The following is a 25,532-nucleotide window of genomic DNA, read 5'->3' as shown; positions in this document are numbered from 1 at the left end:
CACAACGAAAAAGCTTCGCCAAACGGCGAAGCTTTTTACTTAAGGTTTTATTGCCCCTTTATACAAGGAGCAGCAGACAGATGCCAACTAGCCTTGCAGGTGGCGGACCCGCTGATGCAGATCCTGCAGGCTACGCACCTGATGCGGTTCCGCAATCTGCATGGCCATGGCCATGGCGCGGGCCGCAGCCAGCGTAGTGGTGTAGCACACCTGATGGTTCTCGGCACTGCGACGGATATCTGCAGAATCGCGAATGGCCTGACGCCCCTCGGTGGTGTTGACCACCAGCGCAATTTCGTCATTTTTGATCATATCGACGATATGCGGGCGACCTTCGCTCATCTTGTTGACCGTTGTAACGGTAATGCCAGCATCTTGCAAGACCTTGGCGGTACCGCGGGTAGCCACCAGCTCGAAGCCCAGACTGGACAACTCGCGAGCCACATCCACCACACCGGGCTTGTCCACATCGCGCACGGAGATGAACACCTTGCCGGACTCCGGCAGTGCGTCACCCGCACCGATCAAGCCTTTGTCGAAGGCTTCGGCGAAGGTTTCACCTACACCCATCACCTCACCGGTGGATTTCATTTCCGGGCCGAGGATCGGGTCCACTTTCGGGAATTTGTTGAACGGGAATACCGACTCTTTGACGGAGTAGTAATCCGGCACAATTTCCTTGGTGAAGCCCTGCTCCGCCAGGCTGATACCGGCCTGACAGCGCGCGGCGATCTTCGCCAGGGAAGTACCGATGCACTTGGATACAAAAGGTACGGTCCGGGAAGCGCGCGGGTTCACCTCGATCACGTAGATCTCGCCGTCCTGGTAGGCCAGCTGGGTGTTCATCAGGCCAACCACGCCCAGTTCGCGGGCCATGGCTTTGACCTGCTCGCGCATCTTGTCCTGCACGTCCGCCGGCAGGCTGTAGGGCGGCAGGGAGCAGGCGGAGTCACCGGAGTGCACGCCACACTGTTCGATGTGCTGCATGATCGCGCCGATTACCACGTCCTGGCCGTCGGATACCGCATCGATATCCACCTCAATGGCGGAGTGCAGGAAATGATCCAGCAGTACCGGTGCATCTTCGGAAACTTCTACCGCTTCCTTCATGTAGGTCTTGAGTTCGTCTTCCTTGTAGACGATCTCCATGGCGCGGCCGCCCAGTACGTAGGACGGGCGCACCACCAGCGGGTAACCCACTTCTTTCGCGCGCTGAATCGCTTCGTACTCGGAGCGCACGATGGCATTCTGCGGCTGCTTGAGGCCGAGGCGCATGATCATCTGCTGGAAGCGCTCGCGGTCTTCGGCGCGGTCGATCTGTTCCGGGGTGGTACCGATGATCGGCACACCTTCGTTGGCCAGGTAGCGCGCCAGGTTCAGCGGCGTCTGGCCACCAAACTGGACGATCACGCCCACCGGCTTTTCCTTGCGTACGATTTCCAGCACGTCTTCCAGGGTTACCGGCTCGAAGTAGAGGCGGTCGGAAGTGTCGTAGTCAGTGGAAACCGTCTCCGGGTTACAGTTGACCATGATGGTCTCGTAACCGTCTTCACGCATGGCCAGTGCCGCGTGTACACAGCAGTAATCGAACTCGATGCCCTGACCGATACGGTTGGGGCCACCGCCGAGTACCATGATTTTCTTGTTGTCCGTCGGCTCGGCTTCACACTCTTCATCGTAGGTGGAATACATGTAAGCGGTGCTGGTGGCGAACTCGGCCGCACAGGTATCCACACGCTTGTAGGACGGGAATACACCCAGCTTGTGGCGGAATTCACGCACGGTTTTCTGGCTTACGCCCAATAGGTCGGCCAGGCGCTTGTCGGAGAAGCCCTTGCGCTTGAGGAAGCGCATGGTCTTGGCATCCAGCGCAGAAGTCGGCATGGACTTCAGCGGCTCTTCGATATCCATCAGTTCCTTGATCTGCACCAGGAACCAGGGGTCGATACCGGAAAGCTCGTAAACCTCGTCGATGCTCAGGCCCATACGGAAGGCATCGCCCACGTACCAGATACGCTCGGCGCCCGGTACGGAAAGCTCTCGGCGCAGGTTCTCCATGGAGCCCACTTCTGCCGGGTCGAGTTTCGGCTCGAAACCGAAGGAACCCACTTCCAGACCGCGCAGGGCTTTCTGCATGGACTCTTGAAAGTTACGACCGATCGCCATCACCTCACCCACGGATTTCATCTGGGTGGTCAGGCGGGCGTCAGCTTCACCGAACTTCTCGAAGGTGAAGCGCGGAATCTTGGTAACCACGTAATCGATGGACGGCTCGAAAGACGCCGGGGTCGCACCGCCGGTGATGTCGTTCTGCAGCTCGTCCAGGGTGTAACCCACCGCCAGCTTGGCCGCGACCTTGGCGATCGGGAAACCGGTGGCCTTGGAGGCCAGTGCGGAGGAACGGGACACCCGCGGGTTCATCTCGATGATCACCATGCGGCCGGTTTTCGGATCCATACCGAACTGCACGTTAGAACCGCCAGTCTCAACACCGATCTCGCGCAATACCGCGATGGATGCGTTACGCATCAGCTGGTATTCCTTGTCGGTGAGGGTCTGGGCCGGGGCCACAGTGATGGAGTCACCGGTGTGCACACCCATGGGGTCGAAGTTTTCGATCGCACAGACGATGATGCAGTTGTCGTTTTTGTCACGCACAACTTCCATCTCGTACTCTTTCCAGCCGAGCAGGGACTCGTCGATCAGCAGCTCGTTGGTCGGCGACAGGTCGAGGCCGCGTTTGCAGATTTCCTCGAACTCCGGCCAGTTGTAGGCCACACCACCGCCGGAACCACCCATGGTAAAGGACGGGCGAATGATCACCGGGAAACCAAATTCCTCCGGCACCTTTTTCGCTTCCTCCATGGAGTGCACGATCTTGGCACGCGGGGTCTCGAGGCCAATGGCCTTCATCGCCTTGTCGAACAGGTTGCGGTCTTCCGCTTTTTCGATGGCGTTCTTGTCCGCACCGATCAGCTCACAGCCAAACTCTTTCAGCACGCCGTGCTTGTCCAGCGCCAGCGCACAGTTCAGTGCAGTCTGGCCGCCCATGGTAGGCAGGATGGCGTCCGGGCGCTCTTTCTCGATGATCTTGGCAACGGTTTTCCACTCCACCGGCTCGATGTAAGTGGCATCCGCCATGGCCGGGTCGGTCATGATGGTGGCCGGGTTGGAGTTCACCAGGATCACCCGGAACCCCTCTTCGCGCAGGGCTTTACAGGCCTGGGCGCCGGAGTAGTCAAATTCACAGGCCTGACCGATGACGATGGGGCCGGCACCGATGATCAGAATGCTTTTAATGTCTGTGCGTTTTGGCATCTTTCTTCCGTATCTAGCCGGCCGCAGCCGGTGGATAAAATTCTGGTCTTCGTTTCAAGTAGAGGCGGCTTAGCGGCGCGCTTCCATCATCTCGATAAACTGATCGAACAGCGGCGCCACATCGTGCGGGCCGGGGCTCGCTTCCGGGTGTCCCTGGAAGCTGAAAGCCGGCTTGTCTTTCAGGCGAATGCCCTGCAGCGTGCCGTCAAACAGGGACTTGTGGGTGATTTCCACATTCTCCGGCAGGGTGTCCACGTCCACCGCAAAACCGTGGTTCTGCGCGGTGATCATCACCTTGCTGGAGTTCAGGTCCTGCACCGGGTGGTTGCCGCCGTGGTGGCCGAATTTCATTTTTGCGGTCTTGGCGCCGACTGCCAGGCCCAGCAACTGGTGCCCCAGGCAGATGCCGTAAGTGGGCAGGCCGGTGTCGAGGATCTCTTTGATCGCCTTGATGGCGTAATCGCAAGGCTCAGGGTCACCAGGGCCGTTGGACAGGAAGACGCCGTCCGGGTTCATCGCCAGCACTTCAGAGGCCGGGGTTTCCGCCGGTACCACGGTGATGCTGCAGCCGCGGTCCACCAGCATGCGCAGAATGTTGCGCTTCACGCCGAAGTCGTAGGCCACTACCTTGTGGGGCTGCGCCGCCGGTGCCGGCTTGTGGCCCTGGCCCAGTTCCCAGGTGCCTTCGTTGAAGTCGTACTTCTCTTTGGTAGAGACGACCTTGGCCAGGTCCATGCCCTTGAGGCCGGCAAATTCCTGGGCCTTTTTCAGGGCTTCGGCTTCGTCGATGCTCTCGCCTTCACGAGCACCGGCCACGATGCAGCCGCTCTGCGCACCCTTGTCACGCAGAATGCGCGTCAGGCGGCGGGTGTCGATATCGGCGATACCGACAATGTTGCGCGACTTGAGGTAGTCCTCCAGCGACTGCTCGCTGCGGAAGCTACTGGCCATCAGCGGCAGGTCGCGAATCACCAGACCGGCAGACCAGATCTCGGCACACTCTTCGTCTTCAGAGTTGGTACCGGTATTGCCGATATGGGGGTAAGTCAGGGTGACGATCTGGCGGGCGTAGGATGGGTCTGTCAGGATTTCCTGATAACCGGTCATGGAGGTGTTGAATACCACCTCGCCTACGGTTGAGCCTTCGGCGCCGATGGCGCGGCCGTGAAAAACACTGCCATCAGCGAGCACCAGCAAAGCCGGGGTAGTGCTGGGCATCAAGGATTCCGGCGTGGGAACAGCGTTGTTCAATTCAATCTCCAATCGTCAGAACAGCTTCCGGGCGGGGTGAGAGGGCCTACAGTCAGCAGCAGTTTCACCTGCAACTTTTTTACCGGGTGCCTTTTATAAAAAAGCGAGATGAAACGTCTGCTTCATCTCGCTTTTTTATAAATTTATTCACGCGCGGTTTTTAAAGGGCTCACTTGGGCTCTCACTGCGTGTGCGGTGCTTGCCACCGGCACTTATCTTGGCGGGAAAGCCTCAGGCCCAGGACACAGAATGGCATCAAAATGCACTTTTCGGCGCCGGGCGACTGCGGAGGGACCTTTCCAAGCCGGGCGCAGATTCTACGGGAAAACAGCCCCGGCCGCCAGTACAAATATGCGCCAAACCCGACCACAGCGACAGCAAACCGAGAGATGCCCCGGGCAGCACAAAACCTGTCAGTCAATTCACCTGCCGACTCAGCCGGAACAGGCTGTTGCCCATTTTCAATTCAGCCCGCTCCAACCGGGTCTTATTTAGCTGCAGCGCCATATTGCCGCCGCTACCGGCAAACTCGACCATACCGCCCAAGGCCGCAAAACGGCTGAAATCGCTCACTGTCAGTACCGGGAAGAATTCCAGTGCTCCCACCGCCTTCAGCAATTGCTCAGCAGTCATATCGCCCATGACAATGATCTGGCAGCGGCGCGCGCGCAGCATTTCACCGTCGTGGACTTCCTCCAGCGCCACCAGACGCCCCTGCACCCGGTGCCGGTTGAGCCGCGCGGTCAGCGGGGCTACCAGTTGATCCTCGCCCATGACACAAATCCGGAAGGGCGCGTTTGTCCCGTTGAAAACATCAATGGGCCACTGCAGGTGATGGGCGAAATGCACGATATAGTCCACCATCACCTTGCGCCCGAGATCGCTGTCTGACAGGTGCTCGCTGGCAGCGGCCTTCAGCGGAGACAGACACACGAGCATGACAAGAAACAGGAAACCGAGACGATCGGGACGGAAGCGGACGGGTATGCGGGAAAGTCCCCCCGTCGCAGAAACGGCCAGCGGATTGGCGGCAGGAGCTTTATTTTCTGACTTCAACATCTTTTGGGGTCACAACTTGGGATCACAAAGTGTGAAAACCTGAACCGGGCGGTGCACCCCAAAAGACTAGTACCGGCCAACCGCAGCCACCAACGGAAAGGCAGCAGCTGCGCGCCAGAATCTAGCGCCGGAACTGACCGCTTCTCAGCAGTCAGTTCCGGACTTCTCAGCCACAGGTCAGTGGCGAATCACTCGCTGTCTGGCAGCTCCACCGGCTTGATGGTGGGGCGCCACTTCAGCGCTTTTTCAATGGCCATGATCATGGACCCGGCCACGTCCTTGCGGGTGGCGCTTTCAATGCCTTCCAGACCCGGAGAGGAGTTCACCTCCAGCAGTAGCGGGCCTTTCTTGGAGCGGATAATGTCCACGCCGGCGACTTTCAGGCCCAACACCTTGGCGGCCTTGATCGCCAGCTTGCGCTCTTCCGGCAGGATCTTGACCACCGAGGCGGTACCACCCTGATGGATGTTGGCGCGAAACTCTCCTGGCGCCGCCTCCCGCTGAATCGCAGCAAACACTTTGCCATCGACCACAAACAGGCGCAGGTCCTTGCCCTGGGCCTCGCGGATGAACTCCTGCACCAGCAGGTTCACTTTCAGGGATTTGAAGGCGTTGATTACGGATTCCGCGGCCTTGCGGGTTTCCGCCAGGACCACGCCGCGCCCCTGGGTCCCTTCGAGCAGTTTCACGATCAGCGGTGCACCGCCCACCATGTCGATCAGCTCGTTGGTATCCATCGGCGAATTGGCGAAACCCGAGATTGGGATGTTCAATCCGCCTTCCTGCAGCAACTGCAGGGAGTACAGCTTGTCCCGGGACTGGCTGATGGACTGGGAGCCGTTCAGTGCGAAGACCCCCATGCTTTCAAAGTGGCGGGTAAGCGCACAGCCATAAAACGTCTGGCTGGGACGAATACGCGGAATGATCGCATCCAGGTTGTTGAGGATACGGCCATCCCGGTAGTGCACTTCCGGCTCCGCCGCATCCAGCTTCATATAGCACTGGCGAATGTTCAGGAAGGTCATACGGTGACCGCGCTCGGCCCCCGCTTCCATGATCCGCTGATTGCTGTAGAGGTCCGGGTTGGATGCGAGTACCCCGATACGCAGCCCGGTGCCGGCAATATGGTGCTCGTCGCGGTAGTACTCCTCCAGCTGGCTCGGCGGAATTTCACCCAGGCAGAAGCTCTCGGAGGGATCCACCAGCATCCGCCCCATCATTGCCTCGCGGCCGAGCAGCATGCGGTAACCCATGGTGTCGCGATTGGTCAGGGTCAGTTCAATATCCCAGACGCTGCCACCAATGCTGAGGCTGGTTTTGATGACGATGCGCTTTTCCGCATCGCCGGATGAACTGCGCACGGTGCGCTTGTCCAAAACCCGCGCCTCACAACGCACCCGCGGACGACGCAGGTTCTGCAGCGGATGCGCCTCAAAGCTTACCCAGGGTTCGCCATTGCGATTGAACGGCTGGATATTGTAAGCGTGCAGACTGGAGGTTTTGGCACCGGAGTCCACTCGCGCCTTGATGGCGGGAATACCCAGCCCAGGAAAGGCGCACCACTCTTCACTGCCAACAATGATTTTCTTTTCCAACACAGACTCCTAAGCAGACCCCGAACAAGGTGGTCGCCTTTGTTTGAGGACCAGATTATTTAAGGGCCAGAACGTCGCGCATGTCGTAGCGCCCCGCTGCACGGCCATGTAACCAGACCGCGGCGCGTACGGCGCCACGGGCAAATGCCAGCCGACTGCTGGCCTTGTGGGTAATTTCTATGCGCTCGCCATCGGCAAGGAAAGATACCGTGTGCTCCCCCACCACATCGCCGCCACGCACGGTGGCAAAGCCGATGGTTTCGCGTGCGCGCTCGCCGGTTTGCCCTTCACGGCCGTAAACCGCCACTTTGGACAGGTCCCGCCCCAGGGTATCCGCAATCACTTCACCCATGCTGAGCGCGGTGCCGGAGGGTGCATCCACTTTGTGACGGTGATGGGCTTCGACAATTTCGATATCGACATCGTTGCCCAGAACCCGCGCTGCAGTTTCCAGTAAGTTAAAGCACAGATTCACACCGGTGGAGAAATTGGTTGCGAAACACAGCGGGGTCTTGTCACCGGCACTCAGCATCTGCGCTTTCTGATCTGCTGTGAAACCGGTAGTTCCGATGACGATGGCTTTCCCGTGTTCGGCGCAATAAGCCGCGTTTTCAAGGGTTGCCTGGGGAGCGGTGAAATCGATCAGCACATCAAATTCCGCCTGCTCCAGGCTATCGACGATTGCCAGGCCGTTGCGACCGATACCGGCCACTTCACCCGCGTCCGCGCCCACCAGAGTGGAGCCCGGGCGAACAATCGCAGCGCTCAGTCGCGCCTTGCCATCCTGCTCAGCCTGTACCAGCGCTTCCGCCAGCACGCGCCCCATACGGCCGCCAAATCCTGTGATTGCTACTTTTACCGCCATGTCTCTTCTCCTTCGGCCGGGCTGTGAAAGGCGCGGATTCTACCCCGGTTTTCCCGGTGGGCAATACCGTATTCAGCCGGGGGCTCCATCACCAATCCCCGCAGCAGCACCCGCAGCCGGACTCTCTCCGCGACTGCACACAACATAACAGACCAGTGACTGCCGGGTATGCCTTGCGGCGCGCAAATCCTCTACTAGGCTTTAAATATCCCGATGTACGGAGCGCCAAGCATGTCCCCGGAGTCTCGCAATCCTTTCTGGTCTTCCCTGTCCGCCGCCCTGTTTGCCCTGCTGCTGTTCACCGTGGTCTCCACCGGCAAAGCCGTGGATAGTACCGGACTCGGCGACGACTTCTGGGAGAAGTATGACGATATTACCGACTGGGTCAGCCTGCGACTGAAACTGACCCCGGAACAGGAAGACAAGGCACTGCCACTACTGGACAAAAGTTTCGACCTTAAACTGATGATCCTCAAAGACTATGGGTTTGCCGACGGCAAAATGCCCAAGCTGACGCGGGAACAGAAGGAGGAGCTGGACGCGAAGATCATCGCCACCCGTGCAGCCCTCAGGGCGGAGATGGTCCCTATCCTGAATGCGGAACAACTGGAAGAACTGAAAAAGCTCCAGAACGAATTTCACGATGAGTTCCGGCGCCGCCTTGCAGAGAACTGACAAAGCAGGCGGATAGACAGCAAAAAGTAAAAAGCCCGAATCCAAGGATCCGGGCTTTTCGCGCTAACGAAAAATCGTATAGCTTCAGAGTTTCATATCGCCGAAGAAATTCTTCACTCCCTCAAACCAACCGGTCTGACGGGGGGAGTTTTTCTTTTCGCTCAAGGTATTGGCAAACTCTTCCAGCAACTCTTTCTGCTTGGCAGACAGATTGACCGGCGTTTCCACCACTACCCGGCACAGCAGGTCACCGGGAGCGCCACCGCGCACCGGGGTTACCCCCTTACCGCGCAGGCGGAACAGCTTACCGGTCTGGCTTTCCGCTGGAATTTTCAGTTTGACCTTGCCATCCAGGGTGGGCACTTCCATCTCGCCGCCCAGTGCCGCGGTGACAAAACTGATCGGCACTTCGCAGTACAGGTTTTTGCCATCGCGCTGGAACAGTTCGTGTTCACGCACCATCACCTGCACATAGAGGTCGCCCGCAGGTCCGCCGTCCGGACCGGCTTCGCCTTCACCTGCGAGGCGGATGCGATCACCGGTATCCACACCCGGCGGCACTTTCACGGAAAGGGTCTTGGTTTCTTCCACCCGGCCACGGCCGTGACAGCTGCCGCAGGGGTCACTGATTACGGTGCCGCGTCCACGACAGTTGGGGCAGGTCTGCTGCACAGAGAAGAAGCCCTGCTGCATGCGCACCTGACCAGCACCGCCACAGGTGCCACAGGTCTGGGGCTTGGAGCCAGCCTTGGCGCCGGAACCGTGACAGGTGCCACAGTTGGCCAGGGTCGGCACCTTGATCTTGACCGTGGTGCCGCGCACCGCGTCTTCCAGGTCCAGATCCAGGTCATAGCGCAGGTCGGAACCGCGCTGGGGACCGCGACGGCCGCCACCGGCGCCGCCACCAAAGATATCGCCAAACACATCACCGAAGATATCCGAGAAGCCACCAAAGCCGCCGGCACCTGCGCCGCCCGCCTGGCCGTCTACACCGGCGTGACCAAACTGGTCGTAGGCCGCTTTTTTCTGCGGATCAGAAAGTACTTCGTAGGCCTCGTTGGCCTCTTTGAATTTATTTTCCGCCTCTTTATCGTCGGGGTTGCGGTCCGGGTGAAATTTCATCGCCACCCGGCGGTAAGCTTTTTTCAGCTCCTTTTCATCCGCGCCCTTGCTGACGCCGAGGACTTCATAGTAATCGCGTTTGGACATAGCTCTGTGTGTTCTTTTTAAAACTGCAGAAGGCGCGAAAGCTCAATTGAGCCCCGCGCCTTTTTTATTGCCCCTGAGAAGCCGGGCTACCGGCTCCCCGAGGGCTGAGACAAGTCGTTGTTACTCTTGCGGAGTTACTTGTCTTCTTTCTTGTCGTCTTTGACTTCTTCGAACTCAGCGTCCACTGCGTCGTCACCACCGGACTGGGCCTGCTCCGCCTGTTCCGCGGCCGCTTCGCCGGCCTGCGCCTGCTCCGCGTACATCTTCTGGGCTACCGGGCCGGAGGCTTCGGTCAGTTTGGTGGTAGCGGCTTCCATGGCCGCCTTGTCGTTGCCTTTTACCGCTTCCTCGGCTTCTGCCAGAGCGGCGTCGATTGCGGCTTTCTCTTCCGCAGTCGCCTTGTCACCGGCTTCTTCCAGGGTTTTCTTGGTGGCAGAGATCAGGCCGTCGAGGGTGTTGCGGGTGGTGACCAGCTCCTCGAACTGCTTGTCCGCTTCGGCGTTGGCCTCGGCGTCCTGTACCATTTTTTCGATCTCTTCATCGGACAGACCGGAAGAGGCCTTGATCACGATGGACTGCTCTTTGCCAGTCGCCTTGTCTTTGGCGTGCACGTGCAGGATGCCGTTGGCATCGATGTCGAAGGTCACTTCGATCTGCGGCATGCCGCGCGGCGCCGGCGGGATGTCAGCCAGGTCAAAACGACCCAGGGACTTGTTCTGTGCCGCCTGCTTGCGCTCACCCTGTACCACGTGAATGGTCACGGCAGTCTGGTTGTCATCAGCAGTAGAGAACACCTGGGACTTTTTGGTCGGGATGGTGGTGTTCTTGTCGATCAGAGGAGTGGCCACGCCACCCATGGTTTCGATACCCAGGGTCAGCGGGGTTACGTCCAGCAGCAGCACGTCTTTCACGTCACCGCCCAAAACCGCACCCTGGATCGCTGCACCAACGGCAACCGCTTCGTCCGGGTTCACATCTTTACGCGGCTCTTTGCCGAAGAATTCAGTCACCTTGGACTGTACCAGCGGCATGCGGGTCTGACCGCCCACCAGGATCACTTCGTCGATGCCGGAGGCAGACAGGTCGGCGTCAGCCAGAGCCGTTTTTACCGGCTCCAGGGAGCGGGTAACCAGATCTTCCACCAGGCTTTCCAGCTTGGCGCGGGTCAGTTTCACAACCAGGTGCTTGGGACCAGTAGCGTCTGCGGTGATGTACGGCAGGTTCACTTCGGTCTGCTGGCTGGAAGACAGCTCGATCTTGGCTTTTTCAGCGGCTTCTTTCAGACGCTGCATGGCCAGGGGGTCGCCTTTCAGGTCGATGCCCTGGTCTTTCTTGAACTGCTCGGCGAGGTAGTCGATCAGGCGCAGGTCGAAGTCTTCACCACCGAGGAAGGTGTCACCATTGGTGGACAGCACTTCAAACTGCATTTCACCGTCAACGTCGGCAATTTCGATGATGGAGATATCGAAGGTACCGCCACCCAGGTCGTAAACCGCGATGGTGCGGTCACCACCTTTCTTGTCGAGACCGTAAGCCAGCGCAGCCGCAGTCGGCTCGTTGATGATGCGCTTCACGTCCAGACCGGCGATGCGGCCGGCGTCTTTGGTGGCCTGGCGCTGGGAGTCGTTGAAGTAGGCCGGTACGGTAATTACCGCTGCGTCTACTTTCTCACCGAGGAAATCTTCCGCGGTTTTCTTCATTTTCTTCAGCACTTCGGCAGAGATCTGCGGCGGTGCTTTCTTGTCGCCCTTCACTTCCACCCAGGCATCGCCGTTGTCGGCTTCAACGATGGAGTAAGGCACCATTTTGATGTCTTTCTGTACTACGTCGTCTTTGAACTTGCGGCCGATCAGGCGCTTGACGGCGTACAGCGTGTTGGTCGGGTTGGTCACGGACTGGCGCTTGGCGGACTGGCCAACCAGTACTTCGTTGTCGTCGGTGAACGCAACGATGGAAGGCGTAGTGCGATCGCCTTCGGCGTTCTCAATAACGCGCGCTTTGTCGCCGTCCAGTACTGCCACACAGCTGTTGGTAGTACCCAGGTCGATGCCGATGATTTTTCCCATTGGTTTGATTCCTCACTTTGCTGCGCGCCGGATTCTGTCCTGGCGGCGCACGTTTGTATTCGGTTGCTGCTTATATTGGTGCCGTCGTTTTGTTTTCAAGGGCACCCAGCGCAGGGATTTCTATTTCTGCCTTACGGCGCCTTGCTGACCACGACCATCGCCGGTCGAACCAGGCGGCCGTTCAGGCGGTAGCCTTTCTGGAAGACCTCGAGCACGGTATTTGGCTCTACATCGCCGTTAGGCACCTGGGCCATGGCCTGGTGCAGCTCCGGGTCGAAGGGTTCACCCGCCGGGTCGAGCACTTCCACGCCCGACTTGGTCAGGGTGTCGATAAAGGACTTCTGGGTCAGCTCAATGCCTTCGACCACCGCCTTGTGGGCTTCGTGTTCGCTGTCGATGGTGGCAATAGCGCGCTCGAGGTTGTCCACCACCGGCAGCAGATCCTTGATCAGCTTCTCCACGCCAAACTTGTGGGCCTTTTCCACGTCCTGCTGGGCGCGGCGGCGGGCATTCTGCACCTCGGCCTGGGCGCGCAGCACCATGTCTTTGTGATCTGCCAGTTGCTGGTGCAGGGAGGCGATTTCCTCTACCAACGCACCTTCTTCACCAGCTTCACCTTCGGCGGCCAGCTCTTCCGCCAGAGCCTCCTCGGCGGCGTGCTGCTCTTCTGCACTGGGCTGCTCGATTTCGGCCTGCTCGCCGATCTGTTGTTCTTCGCTGCGCTCTTTGGCCACTGCTTTCTCCGTCTGTAGTCCGTCGGTCTACTGCCAATAGGTCAAATGAGTAACTCGCCGGTACGGCCGCGCCGAACCGGGGGTGAAGGGCTATATGGGGGCGGCCCGAGGCACTTCAAGTGATACCGCTGCAGTCCGGAATCAAGGCCCTCACGCGGCGGAGCAAACCACAGGGTAAGGTGGCAATGCAGCTGTGGCGAGACCAACCCCCGGGAATCGATCGCCGCACAAACAGCGCCCGGGGTGATTGAAACCGCGCCCCCAAATACTGTATAAACAACCACTACTCCGATAGCCATGAAAATAATCCCATGTTGCTGCACCTGTCTATCAGCCAATTCACCCTGGTCGACCAGCTGGAGCTGGAATTCGGCCCCGGCACCAGTACCCTCACCGGCGAGACCGGGGCGGGTAAATCCATCACCCTCGATGCCCTCGGCCTCGCCCTAGGCGACCGCGGCAACGGGGAACTGGTGCGCGCTGGCGCCAAACGTGCCGATATCCACGCCACCTTCGACATCGGTGAACACCAAGAGGCCCGCGCCTGGCTGGAAGAACAGGAGATGGACGCCGGCCGGGAAGTGATCCTGCGCCGCACCATCGGCGTCGACGGCCGCTCCCGCGCTTACATCAACGGCCAGCCGGTCACGCTGATGCAGCTGCGCACCCTCGGCGAACAGCTGATCGATATCCACAGTCAGCACGAACACCAGTCGCTGCTGAAAAAAGAGACCCACCGCCGCCTGTTGGACGAATACGCCGGTGCCGAGGCGCAAAGCGCCGAAGTGCGCATTCACTACAAGACCTGGCAGGACCAGTACCGCCGCTACCGCAAGCTGGCAGACAGCGCCGAAGAGACCCAGGCCCGCCGCGACCTGCTGGAGTACCAGCTGGAAGAGCTGGAACAGCTGGACCTGAAACCGGCCGAGCTGGAAGAACTGGAAAGCGAGCAGCGACAGCTGGCCAACGCCGGCGAAATCCTGAGCGGCAGCTACCAGCTGGCCGCACTGCTCAATGGCGGCGAGGGCGATATCGCCGAGCAACTACACCGCGCCCTGCAGCTGGTCGGCGCCATGCCGGAGCAAAGCACCGCACTTTCAGAAGTGGCGCAGATGCTCGACAGTGCGCGTATCCAGGTGGACGAGGCCGCCAGCACCCTGTCGCGACACATCGACCGTTTTGAAATGGACCCGGAGCGGCTGGCGGAAGTGGAAGAGCGCCTCTCCGCCATCTATTCCATCGCCCGCAAGCACCGGGTACAACCGGATCAACTGCCGGAACTGCAGCAGCAGTGGCAGCAGGAGCTGGAAGAAATCGGTGCGCCGGATGCCCTGGATAAACTGGCCGCCGAGTGCGAACGCCTCGAAAAAGCCTTCCGCACCAGCGCCGGCAAACTCAGCAAACTGCGCAGCGCGGCCGCCAGCAAACTGGCCAAGGCCGTCAATGCGCAGCTGGCTGATCTGGCGATGCCCCACGCGCGCGTCGAGCTGGCGCTGACAGAGCTGGAAAAGCCCACCGCTACCGGCCTCGAAGAAGTGGAAATCCTGATTGCCACCAACCCCGGCCAGCCGGCGCGGGCGCTGGGCAAAATCGCCTCCGGCGGTGAACTGTCCCGGGTCAGCCTGGCGATCCAGGTGGTTACCGCGCAGACTTCCCGCACCCCCACCCTGGTGTTCGATGAGGTGGATGTGGGTATCGGCGGCACCACCGGCGACGTGGTAGGCAAGCTGCTGCGTCAGCTGGGTGAGCGCGGCCAGGTTATCTGTGTCACCCACCTGGCCCAAGTCGCCGCCCGCGCCCATCGCCAGTATCTGGTGGAGAAACACAGTGACGGCAAGGCCGTATTCGTGGCCCTGCGTGAATTAAAAGATACTGAGCGCAGCGTGGAAGTAGCGCGCATGCTGGGTGGGGAGACCACCGCGCAGTCCCTGGCCCACGCAGAGGAAATGCTGGGCAGGGCCTAATCGCCCGGCCCGGAGCAAGTCCCACCAGTCACAACTAGGCGGCCCACAGACCGAAATTGACCGAAAGCGGCAGGAAATTCATTTTATACTGCCGCGCCCTGGGACAAAGCGCCAACTACACTGACGGGCAAAGAATTCGGTCTTATCATGCAAACAACGATTTTCAACACTCCCATTCTCACCCCCTGCCTGCGACTGCTTGCACGCCTGTTGCTCAAGCTGCACGGCTGGAAAGTGGTGGCCGACGAGCGCGCCCTCAAGCTGAAAAAGTATGTGCTGCTGGCCGCCCCCCACACCTCCAACTGGGATGGCTACTTTTTTATCCTCGCCGCCCTCAAGCTGAAAGTGAACCCGCAGTGGATGGGCAAGGACAAACTGTTCCAGTTCCCGCTGGGCGGCACCATGCGCTGGTTTGGCGGCATTGCGGTGGATCGCAGCAAGGCCAACAACCTGGTGGAAGCCACCGTCAACCAGTACAACACCCGGGATGAACTGGTCATTGCCGTGCCGCCGGAAGGCACCCGCGGCAAAGCCGAGCGCTGGAAAACCGGCTTTTACCACATCGCCCGCGGCGCCGCGGTGCCGGTGGTCTGCGGTTTTATCGATTTCGCCAAGAAGGAAGCGGGTCTGGGACCGGTAATGGAGATGGGCGAAAACCTCGCCAAGGAGCTCGCTCGATTCGGCAATTACTATGCGGGCAAGGTGGGCAAGTACCCGCAAGACTACACGGCGCCCGTCTAAGTACTGGGTATCGGAACGCATAAAAAAGGGGAGCCAGTGGCTCCCCTTTTTTGTCGCTCTGATTTTCGGCCTGTGCCCAAAATCTGAACGTTGCTCAGCTCTCTTTCTTTTTCACGTAGAGCACCAGGCTGTGGCCGGTAAGCTCGTAGCCGTGCTCTTCAGCGATCTGGTGCTGCAGCTCTTCGATCTTCTCGTTGTGAAATTCGATCACCTTGCCACTATCGGTGCAGACCATGTGGTCGTGGTGATCGCCACGGTCCAGCTCGAATACCGAGTGGCCGCCGTCAAAGTTGTGGCGGATCACCAGGCCGGCGCTCTCAAACTGGGTCAGTACCCGGTAAACGGTGGCGAGACCCACATCTTCCCCGGCTTCCAGCAGCATCTTGTACACATCCTCTGCACTCAGGTGCTGTTCACTGGCGCTCTCCAGCAGTTGCAGAATTTTGACTCGCGGCAGGGTGACCTTGAGGCCTGCTTTGCGCAGTTCCTGATTTTCGTTCGACATGGGTAATTGCTTTCCGGATGTGTGTGCTCGTAATAATGGTGTAGCGCCTGTCGGCAGGCGAACAGTTCGGGTATTATCCACGCCCAGCGAAGGTAGCGGAACCCCAAGGGGGCAATCGGTCCGATAGATGGCCTTGCGCCTGCACCGCAGAGCACAGCCGGTAAGTGACTGTTCACTTTCTGGGTTTGCCTTGCGGAAAATAGGGAGGTGGCGAAACGCCTTTGGGAACTTTATCGGCAAAATAGCGACTATTCTGTCGATCGGTGTGGTGATTCAACCCGGGTACGATCCCGGCTTAGGCCCCTACCCAACCCGGATGCCGAACCGGCACCGAAACGGTACCGCTACCAAATACGGACCTAATAAAAATTCAGATGGAGCATTCAATGCCATCAGTTGTACGAATTCTGATCATTGCCGGGCTGTGCAGCCTGGCCACCGCCTGCAGCCTGTTCAAGTTTCCCGGTGTACACCGTATCCAGGTGCAGCAGGGCAATATCATCACCCAAGAAATGGTGGATCAGCTGAAACCCGGCATGACTCGTCGCCAGGTGCGCTTCGTGCTCGGCACCTCGCTGCTGGAAGACACCTTCAATCCCAACCGCTGGGATTACATCAACCGCGTCCGCTCCCCCAAAGGGGAAGAGACCCAGAAGCGTTTCTCGGTTTACTTCAATGGCGATCTGTTGATCGCAACCAGCGGCGACTGGCAGCCTGCCGGCTGGCCCTGATCCAGGCCCGCCACCGCGCGGGTAGCCACCAACCCGGTTATTCGCCCTGCGCTTGACGCTTTGCTTTTTCCGCGCGCTGCTTGCGGGCCTCTTTGGGGTCCGCAATGAGTGGCCGATAGACCTCCACCCTGTCCCCCGGCTGCAGTACATATTCCGCCGCCACCGCCAACCCCTTGGTGCCCAGGGCCTGGCCAAAAATCCCCAGCTTCGCCGTTGCCGGCTCCACTTCCGGATACTCCCGGGGAATGCCGGACAACTCCAGCGCCTGTAACGCAGTGGTACCGGGCGGCACCAGCAGGCTCATCAAACGCTGTTCATGGGGCAGTGCATAAACCACTTCCACTGCGATTGTTTTCTGGCCGCTCATCAATTCTCTCCATAAATCTGTTTCGCACGCTCACACATGGCATCCACCATCTGATTGGCGATTCCGCTGAACAGCTTGCCCGCCGCCGCCCCCAGCAAACGATTTTGTGCACGGAACTCCAGGGTAAACGCCACTTTGCAGGCATTTTCCGCAAGTGGGGTAAAGGTCCAGCAGCCATTGAATTCACTGAAGGGGCCGTCCACCAGCACCAGCTCCATTTTTTCCGGTCGCTGTAGACGGTTGCGCGTTATAAAGCTCTGGCTGATACCCGCGCGGCTAAGATCCAGCCGCGCCTCCAGGGTCTCTCCATCCCGGTGCAGGATTTCCGCACCGCGGCAGCCGGGCAAAAACTGTGGATAACTGGCGACGTCATTCACCAGGTCAAACATCTGCTCGGCACTGAACATCACCAGTGCGCTGCGTTCAATTTTTGTCATTGTTCCACTTTTGCCATTACTGCTTAACGGGTTCAAAACGGGATCATTGCCTAAACCCTGCCCGGTACAGGCAGTTTTATTGCCTATCCTGTGTTTCACGGGCCGATTTTGCCCGCGACGCTACTCAAGGCGGATAAATCCTGCAACAATCTGTTACCAAATGCGCCCGCACATTTCCGGGCCGGGCCCTTGTTACCGTCAATCTCGGACTGCAAGGGTCGCCATCATTCAGACGACAAGAATAAAAGGCAAGCGAGAAAACTATGTCTGCAACCCGAGAACATTTCGGCTCCCGTATCGGTTTTATCCTGGCAGCCGCCGGCTCCGCGGTCGGCATCGGCAACCTGGTGTCTTTCCCGGTAGCCGCCACTAAAAGTGGTGGTGGTGCCTTCCTGCTGGTGTACGCGCTCTTCGTATTCCTCATCTGCTTGCCGGTGATGATGGCGGAACTGGCCCTCGGCCGCAAAACCAATAAAGACCCGGTAGGTGCATACCGCCAGCTTTCCGGTGGTTCGAAACTCTGGCGCATTCCCGGCTGGCTGGCCCTGTTTACCCCCTTTATGATCGCGGTGTTTTACATGGTGGTCACCGTCTGGGTACTTGGCTACCTGGTAGAAATCTTCAAGGGCAACCTGACCTCCCTCACCACCGAGGCCTATTTCGGCGAGTTCATCAATTCCAAAGCGGTCTTCCTCTACCTAATCGTGCTGATGCTGATGATCAACGGCGTGCTGTCTCTGGGCGTGAAAGACGGTATCGAGCGCGCGGCCAAAACCCTGATGCCGATGCTGTTTGTGATGCTCGTCGGCCTGGTACTGTTCGTCCTTACCCGGGAAAACGCCGTGCTGGGACTCAAGTACTACCTGATCCCGGACTTCTCCAAGATTAGCGCTGAGGTGGTGAGCAAGGCCATGGCCCAGGCCTTCTTCTCCCTCTCCCTGGGGATGGGCATCATGATCACCTACGGCTCCTATATGAAGAAGCGGGACTCGATTCCCGGATCCGCCAAGGCCGTGGCCCTGACCGATACCCTGGTGGCCTTCACTGCTGGCCTGTTGATTCTGCCGAGTATTTTCCACTTCAACCCGCAGATAGACCCGTCCACCCTCAGCGACTCCTCTGCCGGCATGATCTTCCTGTTCCTGCCGAAGATCTTCCTGTCACTGCAAGACGGCATCGGCTACTTCGGCGCCAGCGCGGTGGCTGCCATCTTCTTCTTCCTGGTCTTCGTGGCGGCGCTCACCTCATTGGTATCCATCATCGAGGTCCCCATCGCCACCCTGCGGGACGAGCGCGGCATGAGCCGCAAGAAGGCCATCTACACCGTGGCCGCAATTCAGTTTATTCTGGCGGTCGCCTGCGCCATGTCCTTCGGTATGGCAGACTGGCTGACCCAGCTGATCAGCCTCGCCGGCAGCGACAAATCCTTCTTCGATCTGGTAGAAATCATTTTTTACGATACCATCCTGCCCCTGAATGGCCTGCTGGTGTGTATCTTCGTGATCTACAAGTGGAAGCGGGCCAATTTGGATGCCGAACTCCAGGAAGGCGACAGTGGCTTTGCCGGCACCCTGTCGCAGAAGTACGTTAACTTCTCCCTCGGTACCTTTATTCCGGCAATCCTGCTGTTGATCTTTATCAACACGGTTGCGCTGAAGTTCTTCGGAACCAGCTTCATTTAGACAATATTTGGACACCCGCCTGTCACAGGCACTTAAGTAGTATTCATGGCAAAAAAGAAGAAAGCCCCGGCTTCCAACACCATCGCCCTCAACAAGAAGGCCAAGCACGACTATTTCATTGAGGAAAAGTTTGAGGCTGGCTTGGAGTTGCAGGGCTGGGAAGTCAAATCCTGCCGCGAAGGCAAGGCTCAGCTCACCGACAGTTACGTCCTGTTCAAAGATGGCCAGGCGTGGCTGCTGGGCTCCCGTGTCCAGCCCCTGGCCAGCGCCTCCACCCACTTTGTCACCGAACCGGACCGCACCCGCCGCCTGCTGTTGAACAAGCGCGAGATTGCCAAGCTGGTGGCCGCAGTCAACCAGAAGGGCTACGCCTGCGTTTGCACCGCGCTCTACTGGAAACAACACCTGATCAAGTGCGAGATCGCGCTGGCCAAAGGTAAGGCCGCACACGACAAGCGTGACACCGAGAAAGAGCGGGAATGGAACCGGCAGAAGCAGCGCCTGATGCGCAGCGACAACCGCTAACACCTAATTTGCCACCAAGACCAAATCTCAACTCAGCAAAAGAATAATTACAGGATTTACCATGAGTGCACCGCGAGGACAGTTCACTTCCAACCTCGGCTTCCTGATGGCCGCCGCCGGCTCGGCGGTGGGCCTCGGCAACATCTGGGGTTTCCCAACCAATGTGGCCGCCAATGGTGGCGCCGCCTTTGTAGTGTTCTACCTGATCATGGCGTTCCTGCTGGCTTACCCGGTCCTGATGGCAGAACTCACCCTTGGCCGCCACGCGCGCCGGAACATGGTGCAGGCGCTGCGCGGCATTTCCACCGGCCCGATCAGTAAGGGCGTCGGCACCATCGCGGGCTTTTCCGGCATTGTGGTCGCCTCCCTGATTCTCAGCTTCTACGCGATTGTGGCCGGCTGGATGGTTGCCCACCTGGCAGATCCCTTTGCCGAGCTGTTCGGCGCCGAGCAAACCGCTGCATGGCTCACCGGTGACAGCACCTCTCGCAACTTCACTTTTACCGCCATCTTCAGTGGCCTCACCATGCTGATCATTGCCAGCGGTGTGGAAAAAGGGATCGAGCGCTGGTCTACCCTGCTGATGCCGACGCTGATCATCCTGCTGTTGATGCTGATTGCCTATGTACTGACCCAGCCAGGTGCCATCAAAGGCCTTGAAGCCTACCTGATTCCCGACTTCAGCAAGCTCTCCCCGCAGCTGCTGCTGTCGGCCATGGGCCAGGCGTTCTTCTCACTTTCCCTGGGTGTAGGCACCATGCTGATTTACGGCTCCTACCTCAGCAAACAGGAAAGCCTGCCGCGCCTGGGCGCGCTGGTGACCCTGATCGATGTGGGCATCGCCTTCACCGCAGGCCTCCTGATCCTGCCGGCCATGTACGTGGCGCAGGAAGCCGGCACCCAGATTTTCTCCGCCAGTGGCGACCTGATTGCCGGCCCCGGCCTGATCCTGCAGGTACTGCCCGCCCTGTTCGACACCATGGGTACCAGTGGCCTGTTCGTGGCCATCGCCTTCTTCGCCCTGATGGTCATCGCCTCCCTCACTTCCTCCATTTCCATGCTGGAAGTGCCGGTGGCCTTCTCTATCGAAAACCTGGGCCTGAAGCGCCGCCCCGCCACCCTGCTAATGGGCCTGGTGATCTTCGCCATCAGCAGCGTGATCATCTTCAACTTCGACACCCTGTTCGGGCTCGTGGTCTCAATCAGCACCGAATACGGCCAGCCATTACTCGGCGTGGTCCTGTGCGTCTTTGCCGGCTGGATCTTCCGCAAAGACCAGCTGTTGAGCGAGCTGAAGGAAGGCCACCCGGATATCGAAAAGACCCTGTTCTGGAAGATCTGGCCCTGGTATGTGCGCATCGCCTGCCCGCTGCTGATCCTGGCCGCCTTCGTACAGACCATCATCTAAGCACTCCCTGTTGAGGCCGCGGAAATACCGCGGCCTCTTTGCTCCGCCCCCCTTTTCCCGCCTTTCTCCTCCCCTATTTCACCGCCTATCCCGGCCATACACGCGCATTTCTGTGCGCTGCGGACTATCATTGGCGCCCTCGCGACTCGCGAATTCCACGATCAACCAGAAGCCCGCCCCGGAAGCCCTAGCCACGATGCCATCCAGACGCCCGCCATTCCCCCGTAACAAGGCCCGAACCAGTTCTCAAAGCCGTGCCCAGCCCAAACGCCCGGCCAAGCCCTCCAGCAGCACACCAACCGTAACCATCGACGCCCTCAGCCACGAGGTGCGCGGCATCGCACGCCTGGACGGCAAGACCCTGTTTGTGGATAACGCCCTGCCCGGCGAGACCGTCAAGATCCGCTACCTGGCGCAACGGGCAAAATTTGATGAAGCGGTCGCCATCGAGGTGATTGAAGCCGCACAGGAACGCCAGGCACCGCCCTGCCCCAATTTCGAATTGTGCGGCGGCTGCGCACTCCAGCATATGCAACCGGACGCCCAGATCGCCGCCAAGGAAAAGATCCTGCTGGACCAGCTGCAACGCTTTGCCAAAGTCAGCCCGGATGAGGTGTTGCCGCCGCTTTCCGCCGACATTGTCGGCTATCGCAGCAAGGCGCGCCTCGGTGTTCGCTATGTCAAAGAGGCGCATACGAAAGGCGCAGGCAACAAACCGAAGCTGGTATTGGGGTTCCGCGAAAAGCGCTCCAACAACCTCACCGACATTCGCGAGTGCCTGGTGATGCCGGAATCTTTTTCCAGCCAGTTGCCGCAATTGCACCAGCTTATCGACCAGTGCCGCGAAGGCCGCCACATCTCGCATATCGAAGTGGCCGCGGGCGAAGAAAACATCGCACTGGTGGTGCGTCACCTGAAGCCATTGCCAGAAGGCGATATCCAGCGGTGGCTCGACTTCGTTCAACCGCGCGGCTGGCACCTGTACCTGCAGGCGGAAGACACCGCGCACAAAATCTGGCCCGCAGACGGCGAGGAAAGGCTCAGCTACACCCTGCCGGAATTCGACCTGACCCTGCACTTCCATCCCCAGGACTTTGTGCAGGTGAACTTCGCCATCAACCGCCAGATGGTGCACCGCGCCATTGAACTGCTCGACCCACAGCCCAGTGAGCGCGTACTCGACCTCTTCTGCGGCCTGGGTAACTTCACTTTGCCGCTGGCCAAACGCGCCGCCCAAGTGGTGGGCGTTGAAGGCGCCCTCGACCTGACCCGCCGGGGCCGTGAAAATGCCGAGCACAACCAGCTCAAGAATGTGCAATTCCAGGCCGCCGACCTCACCGATGACTTTTCCACAAGCCCCTGGGCAAGAGGCGGTTTCGACAAAATCCTGCTGGACCCGCCCCGCACCGGCGCGCTCGAAGTAGTACGCAACATCGCGCACTTCGGTGCCCGGCGTATCGTCTACGTCTCCTGCAACCCCGCCACCCTGGCCCGGGATACCGCGGAACTTCTGCAACGGGGCTACCGTCTAACTAAGGCGGGCGTAATGGACATGTTCCCCCACACTACCCATGTGGAGTCCATCGCCCTGTTTGAACGTAAGTAACTGAATAGTCACAAAATTGTGCCACCACCCTATGGCGGCCAGAGACCTTCAGGTATACTGCGCGTTACGCAAATGCGTTTCGAACTGACCAGTGAACAGCATCTGTCCACTGAGTTGATTCCGGGGATGACTTGGATTCGACGTTGGTTGCGAAACCATGGGTGCATGCCGTGAGGGTAGCGAATCACGTAAATCCAAAGCTGCATTTTATTAGTTGCCAACGACGACAACTACGGTGCCCAACTGGCTGCGTAAGCAGCCCGTAAAGCACTTCTAAGGGTTCGCCCTTAGCGGCCTTCAGCAAGGTTCCAGTACCGCGCTGCTGGCTGTCATACAGAACTGGATCGTCCTGAAGCGCGCCTGACGCGGATGGCCTAAAACTTATTCAGGTTCGCTCTCCACGTCCTGCCCGCTGGGCTGTAGAGAGTTAAATCAATAGGCGGAACTAAGCATGTAGAGCCTCTGGCAGAGTGCTGACGGACGCGGGTTCGACTCCCGCCATCTCCACCAAATTAAAAAGGCCCGTTACCGCAAGGTAACGGGCCTTTTTAATTTGGCGAGCTGACGCGAGTGGAATGTAACAGCGCCGGGTTCGATCAACGCGCAAAGCGCGTTAAGACGGCCGAAGGGCCGCCCCGAAGGGGTGAGGTGCAAAGCACCGAATCACTCCCGCCTAATGAACTGCCAGCTCCCATATAACTCCCCTTCTGCCGCTGTTCAGCTTCAGTAAATTTCTGTACAGACATCCGGAACAATACTGCGTCAAATATTTTTCTTCTCTCATTTATTCAGCAAACCCTTAAACTTGAATTAATATAAAATTGACTAATTTTAAAGCCAAGACAGATCCGTCGCTTCAATCAGATTAAGAAAATTAATGAAATATAACTAACAAAAATTGGTTTATTCTGTCCTTTCCCAGCAAATCCTTGTGTTACGATATGGCTCAACTTCAAATGAAGAATAAAAAGCCACAAAAAGCCAAATTATTGAGCCCACAATGAGCACCGAAGCATCCGAAAATAGCAAAGAATTATTGAGTAATGAAAACTCGAATGAGAAACAGGAATCGGAGGGGCCAGCACAAAAGACAGCCAACCCTATAGCTACGGCAATGAATTCCTTTATTCACTCGATTAAAGATTCTGAGGAAGTTGTTTACAACTTTGTCCCGCTTGCAGCTCGGGTCCACAACAAACGCATCTCAAAAATAAAAGAAAATGAAAAGCATGCTCTTGAACTCATAGAGGGAGAAGACAAACAAAACCAGGCTCTCGGGACAAAAAAATTATTCGACGTAATGCGCGAATATGATCGGATTGCTAATGCTAATGTCCCAGAAACTATAGAAAAATCACTTTTCCTTAACCTGTTCAGTAGCTTTGACACATTCATGGGAGAGCTTATTACTGCAATATATGAAGTTCGCCCTGACCTGTATAGTTCCCTCAACAGCCAAATCACTGTATCTGAAATACTATTATTCAGTAGCTTTGATGAACTAAAGCTAAAAGTTTTAACTGACGAAATTGAAACCCTGAGAAGAAAAAGCTACGTCGAACAGTTTTCAGACCTAGAAAAAATGTTTGGCATCCCTCTTAAAAACTTCAAGAACTGGCCACTCTTTGTTGAAATCTCTCAGAGGCGTAACATTCTAATGCACTGCAATGGAATTGCCTCTGAACAATATATATCCATCTGCACCAAAGAAGGATATAAATTTGACCAAGCAATATCGCCAGGAACTAAATTGCTGGCTGATTTCGACTATATTGAAGACGCTTTCAACATAATTGCTGAGGTAGCCATTAAGTTAGGCCACACTCTATGGCGAAAGACACAGCCAGAAGACCTAGAGCCTGCCGACGAACACCTTTCCGAAATTATTTATGACTACCTTCATGATAAAGATTGGAGTAAGGCTATATGTCTAGGTGAATTTTCGGTTTCACAAAGGAAAATTTCATCTGAATTAATGGCCAAGATAAACACGATAAACTTCTCCATAGCGCACAAAATGTCTGGCAATGAAGAGACAGCAAGAAAAATTCTATCAGAGGTAGATTGGAGCGCCTCGACCAATGACTTCAAACTTGCACATGCTGTACTCTTGGAGAATTATGAAGATGCAAAGTCAATAATGCTAAAGCTAGGCCCAGACGGTGGCGAATTAATTACGGAGAGCGCATATCACAATTTTCCGCTATTCTCTAAATTTAGAGAATCTGAAGAGTTCTTAGAAGGATACGAGGAAGTTTTCGGTTATTCATTCATTTCGGAGTTAATAAGGAACAAAGATGATAAAGAAGACGAGAAACCAGACGAAATCAAGGCGTCGCTAAAAACGACATCAAAGGACGAAGAAGCGAAAGAAATTGTCCACTGACGTGAAATAGCACTCGATCATCGCAACAACTGAAGACCACATTCAGTTAACACCAATATACCGAGCGAACGAGTTTTGTGACAGATTCATAAAATTGAGAAATCAGAAATAGCTATTAAATCAACAGATCAGAGCAATTTTTCGACTCCCACCATGTCCATCAAATTTACAGGACTCAATACCGCAAGGTAACGGGCCCTTTAAATTTGGCGACTTGACACAAGTGGAACGTAACAGCGCCGGGTTCTATCAACGCAAGTTGCGCGTTAGGCTGCCCTACAGAGAGAGGCGCACCTACGAATCATTCCCGCCACTCAAAATTCCAGGCCACCAAAAAAATTAGCAAAAAGAGCCTTTTTCGACAAACCAAAAAGAAGTGAATACGAAGTGGGCGCGCATCCAGCGTGC

At 57.6% G+C, this 25,532-nt stretch carries 20 protein-coding genes, 1 other RNA gene and 1 pseudogene; 10 read left to right on the top strand and 12 right to left on the bottom strand.

The features are described from left to right. Positions 1-87: 87 nt before the first annotated feature. The 6 genes and pseudogenes from carB to dapB all read right to left on the bottom strand — a co-directional run bounded on the left by carB (position 88) and on the right by dapB (position 8,088). Positions 88-3,318: a carbamoyl-phosphate synthase large subunit gene (gene carB, locus GRX76_RS06605; RefSeq protein ID WP_160152583.1), complete on the bottom strand. Its 3,231-nt coding sequence runs from the start codon at positions 3,316-3,318 to the stop codon at positions 88-90. A 69-nt stretch (positions 3,319-3,387) separates the two neighbouring features. Beyond that, positions 3,388-4,536: a glutamine-hydrolyzing carbamoyl-phosphate synthase small subunit gene (carA, locus tag GRX76_RS06600; protein WP_160154852.1), complete on the bottom strand. Its 1,149-nt coding sequence runs from the start codon at positions 4,534-4,536 to the stop codon at positions 3,388-3,390. A gap of 450 nt (positions 4,537-4,986) precedes the next feature. Then, the gene (locus GRX76_RS06595) at positions 4,987-5,628 is read right to left on the bottom strand and encodes a YfiR family protein (protein WP_236250580.1); all 642 of its coding nucleotides are present in this window, start codon (positions 5,626-5,628) and stop codon (positions 4,987-4,989) included. A 188-nt stretch (positions 5,629-5,816) separates the two neighbouring features. After that, on the bottom strand, positions 5,817-6,737 hold the full coding sequence (rimK, locus tag GRX76_RS06590; protein ID WP_236250636.1) for a 30S ribosomal protein S6--L-glutamate ligase: 921 nt from the start codon (positions 6,735-6,737) through the stop codon (positions 5,817-5,819). A gap of 84 nt (positions 6,738-6,821) precedes the next feature. Beyond that, positions 6,822-7,226 (bottom strand): annotated as a pseudogene (locus tag GRX76_RS19260) (ATP-dependent zinc protease); the annotation flags it as partial. A 52-nt stretch (positions 7,227-7,278) separates the two neighbouring features. Then, positions 7,279-8,088: a 4-hydroxy-tetrahydrodipicolinate reductase gene (gene dapB / locus GRX76_RS06585; RefSeq protein WP_160152581.1), complete on the bottom strand. Its 810-nt coding sequence runs from the start codon at positions 8,086-8,088 to the stop codon at positions 7,279-7,281. 231 nt (positions 8,089-8,319) lie between these two features. On the opposite strand from dapB, the gene GRX76_RS06580 reads away from it, so the two are divergent. Next, complete coding sequence (locus tag GRX76_RS06580; protein WP_160152580.1) at positions 8,320-8,763, top strand: hypothetical protein; 444 nt, start codon at positions 8,320-8,322, stop codon at positions 8,761-8,763. A gap of 84 nt (positions 8,764-8,847) precedes the next feature. On the opposite strand, the gene dnaJ is transcribed toward GRX76_RS06580, so the two are convergent. From dnaJ to grpE, 3 genes are all read right to left on the bottom strand, one after another. Beyond that, positions 8,848-9,972, bottom strand: a complete 1,125-nt coding sequence (dnaJ, locus tag GRX76_RS06575) for a molecular chaperone DnaJ (protein ID WP_160152579.1) — start codon at positions 9,970-9,972, stop codon at positions 8,848-8,850. A 134-nt stretch (positions 9,973-10,106) separates the two neighbouring features. Next, positions 10,107-12,038 carry a molecular chaperone DnaK gene (gene dnaK, locus GRX76_RS06570; protein WP_160152578.1) on the bottom strand — a complete coding sequence of 644 codons (1,932 nt, stop codon included), beginning with the start codon at positions 12,036-12,038 and terminating at the stop codon, positions 10,107-10,109. A gap of 131 nt (positions 12,039-12,169) precedes the next feature. Continuing rightward, the gene (gene grpE, locus GRX76_RS06565; protein WP_160152577.1) at positions 12,170-12,772 is read right to left on the bottom strand and encodes a nucleotide exchange factor GrpE; all 603 of its coding nucleotides are present in this window, start codon (positions 12,770-12,772) and stop codon (positions 12,170-12,172) included. A 311-nt stretch (positions 12,773-13,083) separates the two neighbouring features. Between grpE and recN the strand changes: the two genes are divergently transcribed. Beyond that, positions 13,084-14,736, top strand: a complete 1,653-nt coding sequence (gene recN / locus GRX76_RS06560; RefSeq protein WP_160152576.1) for a DNA repair protein RecN — start codon at positions 13,084-13,086, stop codon at positions 14,734-14,736. Between the two features lie 147 nt (positions 14,737-14,883). Next, positions 14,884-15,477: a 1-acyl-sn-glycerol-3-phosphate acyltransferase gene (locus tag GRX76_RS06555; RefSeq protein WP_160152575.1), complete on the top strand. Its 594-nt coding sequence runs from the start codon at positions 14,884-14,886 to the stop codon at positions 15,475-15,477. A 94-nt stretch (positions 15,478-15,571) separates the two neighbouring features. Here GRX76_RS06555 and fur read toward each other — a convergent pair whose 3' ends face one another. Then, entirely contained in the window at positions 15,572-15,982 is a 411-nt protein-coding gene (fur, locus tag GRX76_RS06550) for a ferric iron uptake transcriptional regulator (RefSeq protein ID WP_160152574.1), read from the bottom strand. A 386-nt stretch (positions 15,983-16,368) separates the two neighbouring features. Here fur and GRX76_RS06545 point away from each other — a divergent pair, with 386 nt between their 5' ends. Continuing rightward, positions 16,369-16,713 (top strand): outer membrane protein assembly factor BamE, encoded by a 345-nt coding sequence (locus tag GRX76_RS06545; protein WP_160152573.1) that lies wholly within the window; start codon positions 16,369-16,371, stop codon positions 16,711-16,713. A gap of 37 nt (positions 16,714-16,750) precedes the next feature. Here GRX76_RS06545 and GRX76_RS06540 read toward each other — a convergent pair whose 3' ends face one another. Together GRX76_RS06540 and GRX76_RS06535 are read right to left on the bottom strand one after the other, a co-directional pair. Next, entirely contained in the window at positions 16,751-17,080 is a 330-nt protein-coding gene (locus GRX76_RS06540) for an RnfH family protein (protein WP_160152572.1), read from the bottom strand. After that, positions 17,080-17,517 carry a type II toxin-antitoxin system RatA family toxin gene (locus tag GRX76_RS06535; RefSeq protein WP_160152571.1) on the bottom strand — a complete coding sequence of 146 codons (438 nt, stop codon included), beginning with the start codon at positions 17,515-17,517 and terminating at the stop codon, positions 17,080-17,082. The genes GRX76_RS06540 and GRX76_RS06535 overlap by 1 nt, the downstream gene beginning before the upstream one ends. A gap of 263 nt (positions 17,518-17,780) precedes the next feature. Between GRX76_RS06535 and GRX76_RS06530 the strand changes: the two genes are divergently transcribed. From GRX76_RS06530 to GRX76_RS06505, 6 genes are all read left to right on the top strand, one after another. After that, positions 17,781-19,199, top strand: coding sequence for a sodium-dependent transporter (locus GRX76_RS06530; RefSeq protein ID WP_160152570.1), 1,419 nt, complete (start codon positions 17,781-17,783; stop codon positions 19,197-19,199). A gap of 45 nt (positions 19,200-19,244) precedes the next feature. Then, positions 19,245-19,724 (top strand): SsrA-binding protein SmpB, encoded by a 480-nt coding sequence (gene smpB, locus GRX76_RS06525; protein ID WP_160152569.1) that lies wholly within the window; start codon positions 19,245-19,247, stop codon positions 19,722-19,724. A gap of 61 nt (positions 19,725-19,785) precedes the next feature. Continuing rightward, complete coding sequence (locus GRX76_RS06520) at positions 19,786-21,132, top strand: sodium-dependent transporter (RefSeq protein WP_160152568.1); 1,347 nt, start codon at positions 19,786-19,788, stop codon at positions 21,130-21,132. Between the two features lie 196 nt (positions 21,133-21,328). Further along, positions 21,329-22,738, top strand: coding sequence for a 23S rRNA (uracil(1939)-C(5))-methyltransferase RlmD (gene rlmD, locus GRX76_RS06515; protein WP_160152567.1), 1,410 nt, complete (start codon positions 21,329-21,331; stop codon positions 22,736-22,738). Between the two features lie 122 nt (positions 22,739-22,860). Beyond that, positions 22,861-23,248: a transfer-messenger RNA gene (gene ssrA / locus GRX76_RS06510) on the top strand. 490 nt (positions 23,249-23,738) lie between these two features. Then, positions 23,739-25,124, top strand: a complete 1,386-nt coding sequence (locus tag GRX76_RS06505; protein WP_160152566.1) for a hypothetical protein — start codon at positions 23,739-23,741, stop codon at positions 25,122-25,124. Positions 25,125-25,532: the final 408 nt, after the last annotated feature.

Source organism: Microbulbifer sp. ALW1 (genome assembly GCF_009903625.1).
Classification (GTDB): Bacteria; Pseudomonadota; Gammaproteobacteria; order Pseudomonadales; family Cellvibrionaceae; genus Microbulbifer.
This window is presented reverse-complemented; position numbering and strand designations above follow the sequence as displayed.